This is a genomic window from Paramesorhizobium deserti (assembly GCF_001558695.1).
Taxonomy (GTDB): Bacteria; Pseudomonadota; Alphaproteobacteria; order Rhizobiales; family Rhizobiaceae; genus Paramesorhizobium; species Paramesorhizobium deserti.
This window is the reverse complement of the sequence record NZ_LNTU01000001.1, coordinates 158,241-171,611: the sequence shown is the minus strand read 5'-3', so window position 1 is coordinate 171,611 and position 13,371 is coordinate 158,241. Positions and strand designations below refer to the sequence as shown.

Annotated in this window: 12 protein-coding genes and 1 pseudogene; 5 read left to right on the top strand and 8 right to left on the bottom strand. The window is 61.4% G+C overall.

What is annotated here, in order from left to right; translation table 11 throughout:
- The first annotated feature begins 75 nt into the window (after positions 1–75).
- Positions 76–1,056 carry a homoserine kinase gene (locus ATN84_RS00755; protein WP_068879638.1) on the top strand — a complete coding sequence of 327 codons (981 nt, stop codon included), beginning with the start codon at positions 76–78 and terminating at the stop codon, positions 1,054–1,056.
- Positions 1,053–1,526 carry a ribonuclease HI gene (rnhA, locus tag ATN84_RS00750; protein WP_068879637.1) on the top strand — a complete coding sequence of 158 codons (474 nt, stop codon included), beginning with the start codon at positions 1,053–1,055 and terminating at the stop codon, positions 1,524–1,526. Before ATN84_RS00755 ends, rnhA begins: the two co-directional genes overlap by 4 nt.
- A gap of 33 nt (positions 1,527–1,559) precedes the next feature.
- Here the strand turns inward: rnhA and ATN84_RS00745 are convergent, their stop codons facing one another.
- Both ATN84_RS00745 and ATN84_RS00740 read right to left on the bottom strand, forming a co-directional pair.
- Positions 1,560–2,045: a peroxiredoxin gene (locus ATN84_RS00745; RefSeq protein ID WP_068879636.1), complete on the bottom strand. Its 486-nt coding sequence runs from the start codon at positions 2,043–2,045 to the stop codon at positions 1,560–1,562.
- 81 nt (positions 2,046–2,126) lie between these two features.
- On the bottom strand, positions 2,127–2,930 hold the full coding sequence (locus tag ATN84_RS00740; protein WP_068879635.1) for a protein-disulfide reductase DsbD domain-containing protein: 804 nt from the start codon (positions 2,928–2,930) through the stop codon (positions 2,127–2,129).
- A gap of 155 nt (positions 2,931–3,085) precedes the next feature.
- On the opposite strand from ATN84_RS00740, the gene ATN84_RS00735 reads away from it, so the two are divergent.
- Positions 3,086–3,688, top strand: coding sequence for a YqgE/AlgH family protein (locus ATN84_RS00735; protein ID WP_068879634.1), 603 nt, complete (start codon positions 3,086–3,088; stop codon positions 3,686–3,688).
- A gap of 3 nt (positions 3,689–3,691) precedes the next feature.
- On the opposite strand, the gene ATN84_RS00730 is transcribed toward ATN84_RS00735, so the two are convergent.
- From ATN84_RS00730 to thrC, 6 genes and pseudogenes are all read right to left on the bottom strand, one after another.
- Positions 3,692–4,105: a DUF2442 domain-containing protein gene (locus tag ATN84_RS00730; protein WP_068879633.1), complete on the bottom strand. Its 414-nt coding sequence runs from the start codon at positions 4,103–4,105 to the stop codon at positions 3,692–3,694.
- Entirely contained in the window at positions 4,092–4,340 is a 249-nt protein-coding gene (locus tag ATN84_RS25770) for a DUF4160 domain-containing protein (RefSeq protein ID WP_082766033.1), read from the bottom strand. Before ATN84_RS25770 ends, ATN84_RS00730 begins: the two co-directional genes overlap by 14 nt.
- A 57-nt stretch (positions 4,341–4,397) precedes the next feature.
- Positions 4,398–7,217: pseudogene (locus tag ATN84_RS00725) on the bottom strand (EAL domain-containing protein); the annotation flags it as partial.
- Positions 7,218–7,282: 65 nt separating this feature from the next.
- On the bottom strand, positions 7,283–7,897 hold the full coding sequence (locus tag ATN84_RS00720; RefSeq protein ID WP_068879631.1) for a GNAT family N-acetyltransferase: 615 nt from the start codon (positions 7,895–7,897) through the stop codon (positions 7,283–7,285).
- 15 nt (positions 7,898–7,912) lie between these two features.
- Positions 7,913–9,205 carry a M16 family metallopeptidase gene (locus tag ATN84_RS00715; RefSeq protein ID WP_068879630.1) on the bottom strand — a complete coding sequence of 431 codons (1,293 nt, stop codon included), beginning with the start codon at positions 9,203–9,205 and terminating at the stop codon, positions 7,913–7,915.
- Positions 9,205–10,614 carry a threonine synthase gene (gene thrC, locus ATN84_RS00710; RefSeq protein WP_068879629.1) on the bottom strand — a complete coding sequence of 470 codons (1,410 nt, stop codon included), beginning with the start codon at positions 10,612–10,614 and terminating at the stop codon, positions 9,205–9,207. The genes ATN84_RS00715 and thrC overlap by 1 nt, the downstream gene beginning before the upstream one ends.
- A gap of 157 nt (positions 10,615–10,771) precedes the next feature.
- Here thrC and ATN84_RS00705 point away from each other — a divergent pair, with 157 nt between their 5' ends.
- A complete protein-coding gene (locus ATN84_RS00705) occupies positions 10,772–11,356 on the top strand; it encodes a hypothetical protein (protein ID WP_068879628.1) in 585 nt (194 codons plus the stop codon).
- Between the two features lie 326 nt (positions 11,357–11,682).
- On the top strand, positions 11,683–13,314 hold the full coding sequence (locus tag ATN84_RS00700; protein WP_068879627.1) for an EAL domain-containing protein: 1,632 nt from the start codon (positions 11,683–11,685) through the stop codon (positions 13,312–13,314).
- Positions 13,315–13,371 lie beyond the last annotated feature (57 nt).

The window sequence follows — 13,371 nt, the reverse complement described above, 5'->3', positions numbered from 1 at the left end:
GAATAGCGAGTAGGGAAAAAAAGAGGCCTACCTTGCTACTGCCTACTCCCTATTCCCTACTTCACTCGGATCACCATGGCAGTCTACACCGACATAAACGAGATCGATCTGGCGGCCTTCCTGGCCGAATACGATATCGGCGGCCTGCTCTCCTATAAGGGCATAGCCGAAGGCGTCGAGAACTCCAATTATCTCCTGCATACGGAGAAGGGCTCGTTCATCCTGACGCTCTATGAGAAGCGCGTGAATCGCGACGATCTGCCTTTCTTCCTCGGGCTGATGCAGCACCTGGCCGAGAAGGGGATCGACTGTCCGCTGCCGGTCCACCAGAAGAACGGGGCGATGATTGGCGAGCTTGCCGGCCGGCCGGCTGCCATCATTACCTTTCTCGAGGGCATGTGGACGCGCCGTCCGACCGTCGCCCATTGCCATGCGGTGGGCGAGGCGCTGGCGCGCATGCATCTGGCGGGGCTGGATTTCCCCATGCGGCGGGAAAACGCGCTTTCGGTATCGGGCTGGCGCCCGCTCTGGGACAGCGCCAGGGATCGCGCAGACGAAGTGGAGAGCGGCTTGGCAACCGAGACGGAGGCCGATCTCGGCTTCCTCGAAGCGAACTGGCCCGCCGACATTCCCGCGGGCGTCATCCATGCCGATCTCTTCCCCGACAATGTTTTTTTTCTTGGGGAGCGGCTCTCTGGGCTGATCGATTTCTATTTCGCCTGCACCGATCTGCTCGCCTATGACGTGGCGGTCTGTTTGAACGCCTGGTGCTTCGAGAAAGACTTCTCCTTCAACCTGACGAAGGGGACGGCGCTCCTGCGCGGCTATACCTCGGTCCGGCCCCTCTCGATGGCGGAGGCGCGGGCGTTGCCGGTTTTGGCGCGCGGTGCGGCGTTGCGCTTCATGCTGACCCGGCTCTATGACTGGCTTAACGTTCCCGACGGCAGCTTCGTCGTCAAGAAGGACCCGATGGAATATGTCCGCCGGATGCGTTTTCACCGACAGATCCATTCTCCTGCTGAATATGGCCTCGTCCTGAAAGGGGTGGACGCGTGAAGACGGTAGAGGCTTTCACCGATGGCGCATGCTCAGGCAATCCGGGACCCGGCGGCTGGGGTGCCGTGCTGCGCTGGAACGGCAATGAGAAGGAGCTTTCCGGCGGCGAGCCTGTGACCACCAACAACCGCATGGAACTCATGGCGGCGATTTCCGCCCTTGAAGCGCTGAAGGAGCCTTGCGAGGTACAGCTTTACACGGACTCGAAATATGTCATGGACGGCATTTCCAAATGGATCCATGGCTGGAAGAAGAACGGCTGGAAGACCGCCGACAAGAAGCCGGTGAAGAACGGCGAGCTGTGGCAGGCGCTGGACGAGGCCAACCGCCGCCACAAGGTCACCTGGCATTGGGTAAAGGGCCACGCCGGCCATCCCGAAAACGAACGGGCCGACGCGCTGGCAAGGGCGGGGATGGAGCCGTTCAAGCGGGGAGGGGCCGGGAGGGTTTCCACGACGGTGGCGGGGTGACAGCCCCAACGCCCCCGCCGCTCGCTCGCAATATCAAAGCTGCGTCAGCAGTTCCGCCGCGCCGGATGTCACCGCCTGGCCCGGCGCTTCCTCGATATTGAGCGCTTTCACCACACCGTCCTCGATGATGGCCGAATAGCGCTTGGAGCGGGTGCCGAGGGCCGCCGCCGACAGATCGATATCGAGGCCGGCAGCCTTGGTGAAGGTGCCGTTGCCGTCGGAGAGATAGAGGATCTTGCCTTCGCCGCCGGTGCTCTGGGCCCAGGCGTGCATGACGTGCGGGTCGTTGACCGACACGACGGCGATCTGGTCCACGCCCTTGGCGAGGATGGCTTCGTGGTTCTCCAGATAGCCGGGCAGATGATTGAGGCTGCAGGTCGGCGTGAATGCGCCGGGGACACCGAAGAGAACCACCTTCTTGCCGCTGAAGAGCGTGTCGCTCGTGATGTCCTTGATGCCGTCGGCGGTCTTCACCTTGAACGTCGCCGCCGGAACCTTGTCGCCAACCCTGATCGTCATGGAATGCTCTCCTTGGGAAATGAATGGATGTCGTAGGACATATGGCCTGCCATGGCCAAAGTCGAGGGGCGAGCGCGACGCCTAAGGCAGTTGCACCTTGCCGGAAACCGCCCGATCGCCCTGCACGAGCGTATAGTCTACCATGGCTGGCTTATCTCCAGCGCTGCGCAGGATATTGCTGGAGAAGCGGGCGCCGTCTCCTTCCCCCGCACTTTCAAATTTCGGTGTGGCGAATGCCGCTGCGTCACTCGACAGGAAGAGCTCCGCCGGCTGGCCCTCGGCTGGCAGCCTGACGTCGAAAACGGCTTTGCCGTCTTTCCGAACGGCTTCACGAACGCCGAATTCGGGCGAGGCCGGCTGCGGCAGCCGGTCGAAGGCGGTGCTGACGAGGATGCGGGCGAGGGAGTCTTCCTTCCCCGGTTTCACTGTCAGATCGAAAACGGCCTGAACAGGAATGCAGATTGTCTCGCATATTCCGAGAAAGGCATGGCCCTTGAGGTGCACCGGCGCACCCGGCTTCTCAAGATCGAAGGTGACGGGCAGCACCACGGAGTTCTTGTATCCCGCCCATTGCGTATTCCCGTCGTCGAAGCGCTGCGGCGCGGGAAAGGCGATCATGCTTCCTGCAATATTGCTGCTGGCTGTCAGGTCGAGCTGCGGCGGAACGCCGGCATCGCCGGGCTCCTGCCAATAGGTCTTCCATCCCTCGGCGAGATCGATCTCGATTGCGCCGCGCAGCGTCTTGGCGGGCTCTTGCGGAACGTCGAGAAGCAGCCGGACCTTGCCCCCTGGCGTCTCGACCCAGGGAGAACTTTCGGCAAGTGTGTGGTCGGGGGCCAGAAGGGCGGCGATGAAGGCTGTTTGGACGAGAATTCGATTGTTCATGTGCAAGAATTGCCGTGAAACCGTGGCGTTATCAAGTCACGACCTCGGCATCAAGAAAGGCTTTTCCGTTCAATTCTTTGCGCCGTACGAGGAGAATTGAACTCTTCTGCGCAAATCGCATTGCCATTTTTTTATCCATTGTTACCTTTAGTGACATGGAGATCTTGAAGTCTGCGCAACGAGACAAGGGTTTTTTGAACGGTCAGTTCCTGATCGCCATGCCTGGCATGAGCGACGACCGTTTTGCGCGGGCTGTCATTTATGTCTGCGCGCACTCGGACGAGGGTGCCATGGGCTTCATCATCAATCAGCTGCAGCCCATGGAATTTCCTGATCTTTTGTTGCAGCTCGGCGTTATCGGCGAGGATGAATTGATCCGGCTGCCGAGGGCCACGCGCCATTTCATGGTCCGCAATGGCGGCCCCGTCGACCGGACCCGCGGCTCCGTGCTTCATTCCGACGATTACATGGTGGATTCGACCATGCCGGTCTCCGAGGACGTCTGCCTCACCGCTACCATCGATATCCTGCGCGCCATCGCGGGTAATGGCGGGCCGTCGCAGGCGCTTATGACGCTCGGCTATTCGGGTTGGGGCGCAGGGCAGTTGGAGGCGGAAATTGCCGGAAACGGTTGGCTGACATGCCCGGCATCCCCGGATCTGCTGTTCGACAGCGATATCGCCAACAAATATGAGCGGCTGCTAAGCCATATCGGCATCGACCCGTCGCGTCTGGTCAACGATGTGGGGCATGCTTGAGGCTTAGCGATTTGCGGTCTTGCGTGGACGGCCGCCTTTGCGGCCATTCTCTTGCGAGGCGGCAATCTTCGATGGGCTGCGGGAGCGCCCACCTATCGCACCTAACTGCTGGGCCATCCATCGCTTTGAGCCGAATATGCCCTGTAGGAGTGCGGGCACGTATACATCCACATCCAGCTTTGGCCAATAAAGGCCCAGACCAGCCGGGCTGACCTCGATTTCGCCCAAGTCCTCGGGCGAAGCATCTGCAAGACCTTCGACGAGGCGCACCGGCACGGCTAACTGGACACCGGTATTCAGGCTCACGACCACGCGCGAAGCGCGGCGGTCGTAGCGGGCGCTCACGGCATGCCCTGCCTCGCGATGCGCCTGCATCCGCGCTTCGGCCTCGGCAAATTCCTGTTCAGTAACGGCCATGATAATGTCTCCATTCTTCGCACAGGTCAGTCAGCACCGTGGCCAACATGTCCTTTATCTGCCCTAACTCCGAGCGACTGAAGCCGTAGCTCTCGCGCAGCTCGGATGGTCCATCGGGACAATGCAGAATAAATACGGCTTCCCCGTCCGCTCCTTTGACATGGACGTGCGCGGGACGATGATCGTTCGGGTAGATGACCACGCGCAAGCCATCGAAGCGATAAACGGTCGGCATAACCTTAAAATAACAAAACCCAAGCGTTTAGGAAAGTGCCGTATCCGTTCGCCTGCCTTAAGCAGCCGCCGGCTCCAGCTGATCCTTGAGCAGCTTGCTCGCCGCGTCCGCCGACATCGGCTCGCCGAACATGAAGCTCTGCACATATTCGCAGCCGAGTTGGCGCAGGTGCAGCGCGTCGGTTTCGTTTTCCACGCCCTCTGCCACGGCCGCGAGACCCAGATCATGGGCCATGCTGACGATCGAGCGCAGCAGCGTTGCCTTCTTGGCCTGGTCGCCCCGCACGAAGGAGCGGTCGATCTTGATCATGTCGAAGGGGAAGCGAGTGAGGTAGGAGAGGGACGAATAGCCGGTACCGAAATCATCGAGCGAAAGCCCGACACCCATCGCCTTGATGCGCGTCAGCACATGCGCTGACTGTTCGGGGTTCTCCATGATGACGGATTCGGTCAGTTCCAGCTTGAGGCTTCCCGGCGCGATATGCGTGCGCGAGAGGACCGAGCGCACATCATTGATGAGGTCCTGGCGGATGAGCTGCGTGCTTGAGAGATTGACCGAGACGAAGATATCCATCTCGGGGAAGGTCTCGCGCCACTTGAAGGCGTCCTGAGCCGCCTGTTGCATGGCGAAAAGCCCGAGCTGTACGATGAGGCCGGAGCTCTCGGCGATCGGGATAAATTCGGACGGCGGTACCGCGCCGCGCCGCGGGTGTTCCCAGCGCAGCAGCGCCTCGAAACCGGCGATGCTGCCGTCCTCCAGCCGCACGATGGGCTGGTAGACGAGGCCGATTTCCTGGCGCTCAAGCGCCCGGCGCAGGTCCGATTCCATCTGCAGTTTGTCGCTGCCGATGGCGCGGAAGGCCGGCCGGAAGGGTTCGATGCGGTCGCCGCCGAGCCGCTTGGCCTGATACATCGCGAGCTCGGCGTCCTTGACCAGATCCTCGGCGTTCGCCGCAGCACTCGTCCATGTGATGAGGCCGATAGAGGCGGTCAGCACGATCTCGCGCTTGGCATAGGCGATCGGCGCGCGCACGGCCTGTTTCAGCGCCTCGGCGAATGCGGCGATGCGCGCCGGGTCGCTTTCGGAGGTGAGAAGCAGGCCGAACTGGTCCGAGGCGAGACGAGACAGCGTGTCTTGTGGCTTGAGCAGCCGGTGCAGGCGGCGCGAGATGGTGAGCAGGATCGTGTCGCCGGCCGACATGCCGAGGCTGTCATTGACCTGCTTGAAGCGGTCGACGTCGATGACGAAGACCGTCGGCCTGAGCTTGCTCTCGCTGCGCGCCATGTGGATGACGTTGTTCAGCCGATCGAGGAAAAGTTCGCGGTTGGGCAGCCCCGTCAGATTGTCATGCACGGCGTCGTGCAGCAGGCGCTCCTCGGCCTTCTTCTGCTCGGTGACGTTGATGAGCGTGCCGACGCAGCGCACGATCTCGCCGTCGGAGCCGATGACGGGGCGGGCACGCAGCGCATACCAGTGGTAATGACCGTCGCTGGCGCGCAGCCGGAATATCTGCGCAATGCGCCCGCGCCGGTTCTCCAGAATGGCGTCCAGCGTCGAGCGAAAGCGATCGCGGTCGTCGCTGTGCATCGCTGGCAGCCAGTTGCGCACCGGCCCCTGCAACTGGCTTGCCGAGGAGCCGAGGAAGGTCTCGACGTCGGGCGTCGTCACCACACGGTCGCGGGGCACGTCCCAATCCCAGACGATGTCCCCTGCGCCGATAACGGCGAGCGCCTGCCGCTCCATGTCGGAGAAGAGCCCGTGCTGGAGCGCGCCGCCGGCAAAGGCGTGCTGCATGACGGTGAAGCCGATCAGAAGCACGATCAGGACAAGGCCGCCCGCCAGTGCCGGCTGCACGATGTCGTTGTCGAGATAGCCCGAAATAGCGAGCCAGGCGCCGGCGAGCCACAGCAGGATCAATATCCATGTGGGAATGAGCATGATCGCCCGGTCATAGCCCTTGAACGTCAGATAGCCGATGATCGCCACGCCGGCGAGGCCGGTCAGCCCGAAGGAGATGCGCGCGATTCCGGAAGCGATCGGCGGGTCGATGATGGCCACGCCCGCCAGCGCCAGCAGGCCCAGAACCCAGGTCAGCGCGCCATAGCTGAAATGATCGTGCCAGCGGTTCAGGTTGAGATAGGTGAAGAGGAAGATCACCAGCGTCGCGGCAAGCGACACCTCGGTTCCCGCACGCCAGATCTGTTCGTTGCCGGGCGTGATCGCCATCAGCTTGTTCCAGAAACCGAAATCGACGCAGATATAGGCCAGCACCGCCCAGGCGAGCGCGGCGGTAGCCGGAAAAAGCGACGTGCCCTTGACGACGAAAAGGATGGTCAGGAACAGGGCCAGCAGGCCGGAAATGCCGAGCAGGATGCCACGATAGAGCGTATAGGAGTTGACGGTGTCCTTGTAGGCCTCGGGTTCCCAGAGATAGACCTGCGGCAGATTTGGCGAGGCAAGTTCGGCGACCAGCGTCACCACCGAGCCCGGATTGAGCGTTATGCGAAAAACATCGGCGTCGGGGCTCGGCTGCCGGTCGAGCGCGAAGCCCTCGCTGGGCGTGATCGAATTGATGCGGGTCGAGCCGAGGTCGGGCCAGATGAAGCCGGATCCGACGAGCCGGAAATGCGGCGCCACGATCAGCCGGTCGATCTGCTCGTCGGTCGGATTGGCGATGGCGAAAGCGGCCCAATCACCCTTGCTCCGCTTGTCGTTCGCCTGCACCTCGATGCGTCGCACGATGCCGTCGGGACCCGGCGCCGTCGAAACCTGGAAGCTCTCGCCCTGGTCACGGAAGATCTCCACCGCGCGGGAAAGGTCGAGCGCAGTGTCTTCCTTCGATATCTTGATCGGCTCGAACGCAGACGCAGAACCGGCGCCGGACAGCACGAACAGGAAAATGCAGAGAAGCATCTTCGGCGCGGTTCTATAATATCCTGACACTATCGGGTGACCTTGCTGTTGACCATGCTATTGACCGTGTGTCTGTCGCTTTCGATGAGCGAGTACAGGAAGTGATCCTGCCACATGCCGTTGATTTTGAGATAGGAGCGCAGAAGTCCTTCTCTCTGAAATCCGGCTTTTTCGAGAAGCCGTGTGGATCGTGCATTATTGGGAATACAGGCAGCCTCGAGCCTGTGCAACCGCAGCTGATCGAATGCGAAGGGGATAACCAGCCCGATGGCCTCGGTCATGTAGCCTTGCCCCGCGAATGGCGCGCCGCTCCAATAGCCGATCTGGCCGCATTGCGCGACGCCGCGCCGGATATTGCCGAGCGTGATGCCTCCGACAAGCCTGTTGTCGGAATTGCGGAAGATGAAGAAGGGATAGCCGGTGCCTGACTGGATTTCTTCCTGATAGCGCCTGATCCTCAGGCGAAAGGAGCTGCGTTCGAGATCGTCCGCATTCCAGAGCGGCTCCCATGGCGTCAGGAATTCCCGGCTCTCGGCCCGCAGATTGGCCCATGTCTTGTAATCGCCGTTCAACGGCTCGCGCAGGTAGATGCGTACGCCGCGCAGGGGAGGTTGGCTGCTCCTGGTGAAGGGCAGGGCGATCATTGCCTTGCCCGCTGGTCAGACTGCAATCTTGCGTGGCTGCGATCGCGTGGACAGCGTATCCCGGACACCGTCGAAATGCATCAGTTTCCCGACCGGTCCCACCGCGGCGACCGTCGGCTTGGCATCCAGGAACAGCCGGCCTGCAAGATCGGTAAGCCGTTCTGCGGAGATCAGCGAGAGCCGCTCCAGCAGTTCGTCATTCGTCACCGGCCGGCCGTAAAGGAGGATCTGCCGGGCCATCTGCCCTGCACGGCTGGCGACGCTCTCCTGCGACATCAGGAGGCTTGCGCGATATTGGGCGCGGGCGCGGTTGACCTCTTCCTCACTGATGTTGCGCGCTGCTTCGTGCATCTCGTTGAGGATAACGGGCACGAGCTCGCTCAGATCGTCGCGGCCCGTCGCGGCATGGATGCCGAAAAGGCCGGTATCGGAAAAGCCCCAGTGAAAGGCATAGACCGAATAGCACAGGCCGCGCTTTTCCCTGACTTCCTGGAAGAGCCGAGACGACATGCCGCCGCCGAGCACCATCGCCAGGATCTGCGAGGCATAGAAGTCGCGCACATGATAGGCGCGCCCCTCGAAGCCGATCAGCACCTGCGCGTCCATCAGGTCGCGGTGCTCGCGGAAGTCGCCGCCGACATAATGGGCAAGCTCCGGCGTCCTGCCGGTCGAATGGGCGCGGAACCCGCCGAGCCGCGTTTCCACCTCGCGGACGAAGGCGTCATGGTTTATGGCTCCGGCGGCCGTCACCACCATGCGGTCGGCGCTGTACTGCTCTTCCATATAGGTGCGCAGATTGGCGGAGCTGAAGGATTCGACCGTCTCCGGCACGCCGAGAATGGCGCGTCCGACCGGCTGGTGGCGGAAGGCCGTTTCCGTGAAACGATCGAAGACGATATCATCAGGCGTGTCGTGGGCCGCGCCAATCTCCTGCATGATGACATGCTTCTCGCGCTCCAACTCGTCGGCATCGAATTTCGACGCGGTCAGGATATCCGAGAGAATATCGATGGCGAGCGACACGTCGTTGCGCAGCACACGCGCGTAATAGGAGGTCGTCTCCACGCTGGTGGCGGCGTTGATCTCGCCGCCGACATTCTCGATATCCGCCGCGATCTGCCACGCCGAGCGGTTTTCCGTGCCTTTGAAGGCCATGTGCTCGAGAAGATGGGCAATGCCGTGCTGGTCGTTCGCTTCGTTGCGCGAGCCGGCTTTGACCCAGATACCCAAGGCGACGCTTTCCACATTCGGCATGGCCTCGGTCGCGATCGTCAGCCCGTTGGGGAGACGGCTTACTTCAACACCCATTACTGAACTACTCCCTCCCGCACGGCTCTTGAATTGCGGCTGATATGATCTTCCACGATTTTTAGATCGTTGGGAAGCACTGTGTAGTTTTCTTTTCTTTCCATGAGATCCGCCAACCATGCCGGCAACTGGGGCGTGATCCCGCTCGCCTTGGCGACGGCTTCGGGAAATTTAGCCGGATGCGCGGTTGCGAGCACCACCATCGGCGCGGCATCGGCATGGTCGCGCGCCACCTTGACGCCGATGGCCGAATGCGGGTCCAGAAGATAACCGTCGGCTTCAAGCACGGAGCGTATGATCTCCGCCGTTTCCGGCATGGTGGAGCGCCCGGCGCCGAACTCGGCGCGGATCCGCTGGAGCGGCGCCTCGGCGACGACGAAGCGGCCCGACTGCTTGAGCCCGTCCATCAGCCGGCGGACCGCTGCCGCGTCGCGCCCATGCGCCTCGAAAAGCAGGCGCTCGAAATTGGAGGAGACCTGGATATCCATCGATGGCGAGGTGGTCTGGACCACGCCCCGCGTCTCATAGGCGCCAGATTGCAGCGTCCGGTAGAGAATGTCGTTGTCGTTGGTCGCCGCGATCAGCCGGTCGATCGGCAAGCCCATGCGCTTGGCGACATAACCGGCAAAAATATCGCCGAAATTGCCGGTGGGAACGGTGAAGGAAACCGGCCGGTCCGGCGCGCCCAGCGACAGCGCGGCGGTGAAATAATAGACCACCTGCGGCATGATCCGCGCCCAGTTGATCGAATTGACGCCCGAGAGCGAAAGCGCGTCGCGGAACTTCAGATCGTTGAACATGCCTTTGACGAGTGCCTGACAATCGTCAAAATTTCCCTCCACGGAGAGGGTATGCACATTCGCAGCCGTCGATGAGGTCATCTGCCGCTGCTGGACAGGGGAAACGCGGCCGTGGGGAAACAGGATGAAGATGTCGGTGCGGTCGCGGCCTGCGAAGGCCTCGATCGCCGCGCCGCCGGTGTCGCCCGATGTCGCGCCGACGATCGTTGCGCGCTCGCCGCGCTCGGCCAGCACATAATCCATCAGTCGCGCCAGCAACTGCATCGCCACGTCCTTGAAGGCGAGGGTGGGGCCGTGGAAGAGCTCCAGGACGAATTCGTTCGCGCCGGTCTGCGTGAGCGGGCAGACGGCGGCGTGGCGGAACGTGGCGTAGGCGTCGCGGATCATGCGCTCGAAATCGGCTTGCGGGATTTCGCCGCCGGTAAAGGGCGTCAGCACGCAGATGGCGACATCGGCATAGGATTTGCCGCGCAGGGCACGGATCTCGTCGGGCGAGAACGTGGGGAATTCCTGGGGCAGATAGAGGCCGCCGTCACGCGCCAGCCCCGCCAGAAGCGCATCAGAAAATCCCAAGACCGGCGCTTCGCCGCGGGTACTCACATATTTCATCACATCCTAGCCCTTATGGCGGGTCCGTTGCAGACCGGTTTTCGGCGCAGTTCCAGCGATGGGGTTGCCCTGTCCGTCAAAAAACGGGAAAACGTCGTCGCACGGTTTACGTGGCGTTGGTATAGAACAGGTTCATTAGTGCAGGGAAGTCCGGTTCATGGATAAAGCATCATACAATCGTTCCGCGTTTCATCAAGTTTTTGCGATGGCGCTGGCTCTTGCCGCCGCCGGCTGCACGACCAAGGGTGACGGATCGGGCACTGCTGCAGGCGGTGCGCAGCCTCTGCCTTCCACCTCCGGCGAGCAGCGGATATCCGAATCCGAGCTTCGCGCCTACTGCCCCAATGTCACGCTGCGCGAAGGCACCGCTTTCTTCAATACTTACGAAAAAGGCGGCGATAAGGACAATGCGCGCATCATCCACCAGGCGGCCATTACCGACGTGACGCGATCCTGCCAATATGCGCCAGGCACCACCACCATGGATGTGGCTGCGGCGGGCAAGATCGTCCCGGGGCCGAAATTCAAGCAGGGCACGATCACAATGCCCATCCGCGTTGTGGTCACGCAGGGCGATTCCGTCCTCTATTCCAAGCTGCATAAATATCAGGTCAGCGTCACCGATCCTTCGAGCGCTACCCAGTTCGTGTTTAACGACAAGGGAATCAGCTTCCCGACCCCCGCCCAGAAGAACATCCAGATTTTCGTGGGCTATGATGAGGGGCCCTATAATACCAAGTAGAATCGGAAGTAAGGCGCCCTTTTTCGGGTGAAGACAAAGTGATTTCGGAGGAGTTCCTCTTCCGAAATCGAGCATATTGTTGATCATGCTACCGTTTTATCTCGGCAGAGTCCCGGTATTTTCAACATATTACGAAGATTTAATGATAATATGGTTTTATTTCGTCCCGCAGCGCCGTGCGCCCCGTTAGGACGCCAGGGGACGCTGTAAATTATTGAAGCGGCGCTATCCGGGCTTTCTGCGAAACGATTCCGATTTTCGGAAAGCCCGGATAGCGTAGCGGATGAGTTTGCGAAGTTCTCTTTGCCTGACAGACAGGAAAGCCCGTGATCGACCGCCTGCGCCCCGTCTTCCAGACCATGCCCATTGTCCTGGTGGTGGCAGTGCTGACGCTGGTCGGCGGATGGCTCGGCCATGTGCTGGGAACCCAAATGCGGATATCCTCCGATCGCGAGGAGATGACCGGCTATGCCGGGCAATTGCTGTCCCATGCCGTCGACATCATGAACGAGGCGACCAGCGCGATCGATGCCACAAATGCCTCGCCTTATCCCTTCTGTTCGCATCCCGAAATCGAACTCATGCGCAATGTGCTGTTCGAGGCCCGCAACCTGAAGGACATAGGACGCGTCCGCGACGGGCATCTCGTTTGCTCCACCATATTGGGCATTGCCGCCGACCGGCTGCCGATGCCCGCGCCGCAGATCGTTCTCTTCGACGGAACGCTCGTCTATCCCGATACGCCTTTGGCGGTTTCGGATTCCAAGGCCACCATCATCGGCCGTGAAGGCACCAATGTCGTCATCGATCCCCGGGCTTTCGATACGCTGAACCATTCACCCTATCACTACGCCATCTTTTTCGGTGACGTGGCGAGGAACCGTTTCGTCAGGATATTCGGAGACAAGGACGCCGCCGCCCCCCTGTCCACCGCCGCCGAAACATGGCGGCTGGCCGGTGGCATGCTTCGCCGCGACAGCTGCGACCAGGCATCCGGCCTGTGCGTTACCGTCTGGGCGGGTCTCCGCGATCTCGACGCATCGAGCAATGGTATCGTCAATGCGATCATGCTGCTCGGCGCGGCACTCGGTGCGCTCGTCGCGCTGATCGGGATCGATTTCCGCCGCCGCGACCAGTCGCTGATGGCGAGGTTGTCCAGGGCGCTCGCCCGGGAGGAGGTGATGGTGCTCTATCAGCCCGTGGTCAATGTGGCCGACGGCAGGATCGTCGGCGCCGAGGCGTTGGTGCGCTGGCAGTCGAACGGCGATTTCGTTCCGCCCGATATCTTCACCGCCATTGCCGAGCAGAAGGGGATGGCCGGCCGGATCACCCGCTACGTGCTCGATCATGTGATCGACGAGATGGGCGGGACGCTGCGCCAGCACGAAGACTTCCGGGTAAACATCAATATCGTCGCGTCGGATCTGAAGGATCCGAAATTCTTCGCCGCGCTCGATGAGGGCCTGCGCCACGCAGGACTGAAACCCTATCAGATCGGCATCGAGCTGACCGAGCGTTCCACCGCCGATTCCAGCGCTGCCATCGAGGGCATCGCCGAGCTGCGCTCGCGCGGCCATGTCGTCTATATCGACGATTTCGGCACCGGCTATTCCAGCCTTTCCTATCTCGGCGAATTGAAAGTCGATGTCCTGAAAATGGACCGCGCCTTCACCCGCACCGTGGGAACGGATGCCGTGACGGTGTCGATCGTGCCGCAGATTATCGACATGGCGATCAAGCATCATCTCGCCATCGTCGTGGAAGGCATCGAGACCGAGGCGCAGGCAGCCTATTTCCGCAATCTTCCCGTACATGTCATGGGACAGGGATGGTATTATGGAAAACCCGTTCCCGCCGGCACGTTGAAGAGGCTTCTGGAGCGGCAGGACGGGATCGCCGCGCCGGGCAAGGGACGCGGAAAAAGCCGTCCGCCTTTGCGCAGGACCGGGACCGGCTGATCGTTTGGAATTCGATAAAATTCGATTCAAAAACCGGTCTGCGCATGAGTGGATTAT

Bases quoted from the DNA above. Each gene is read 5' to 3' on its own strand.
- ATN84_RS00755 (WP_068879638.1), top strand. From the start codon at position 76: ATGGCAGTCTACACCGACATAAACGAGATCGATCTGGCGGCCTTCCTG.
- ATN84_RS00745 (WP_068879636.1), bottom strand. From the start codon at position 2,045: ATGACGATCAGGGTTGGCGACAAGGTTCCGGCGGCGACGTTCAAGGTG.
- ATN84_RS00740 (WP_068879635.1), bottom strand. From the start codon at position 2,930: ATGAACAATCGAATTCTCGTCCAAACAGCCTTCATCGCCGCCCTTCTG.
- ATN84_RS00735 (WP_068879634.1), top strand. From the start codon at position 3,086: ATGGAGATCTTGAAGTCTGCGCAACGAGACAAGGGTTTTTTGAACGGT.
- ATN84_RS00730 (WP_068879633.1), bottom strand. From the start codon at position 4,105: ATGGCCGTTACTGAACAGGAATTTGCCGAGGCCGAAGCGCGGATGCAG.
- ATN84_RS25770 (WP_082766033.1), bottom strand. From the start codon at position 4,340: ATGCCGACCGTTTATCGCTTCGATGGCTTGCGCGTGGTCATCTACCCG.
- ATN84_RS00720 (WP_068879631.1), bottom strand. From the start codon at position 7,897: ATGATCGCCCTGCCCTTCACCAGGAGCAGCCAACCTCCCCTGCGCGGC.
- ATN84_RS00715 (WP_068879630.1), bottom strand. From the start codon at position 9,205: ATGGGTGTTGAAGTAAGCCGTCTCCCCAACGGGCTGACGATCGCGACC.
- thrC (WP_068879629.1), bottom strand. From the start codon at position 10,614: ATGAAATATGTGAGTACCCGCGGCGAAGCGCCGGTCTTGGGATTTTCT.
- ATN84_RS00705 (WP_068879628.1), top strand. From the start codon at position 10,772: ATGGATAAAGCATCATACAATCGTTCCGCGTTTCATCAAGTTTTTGCG.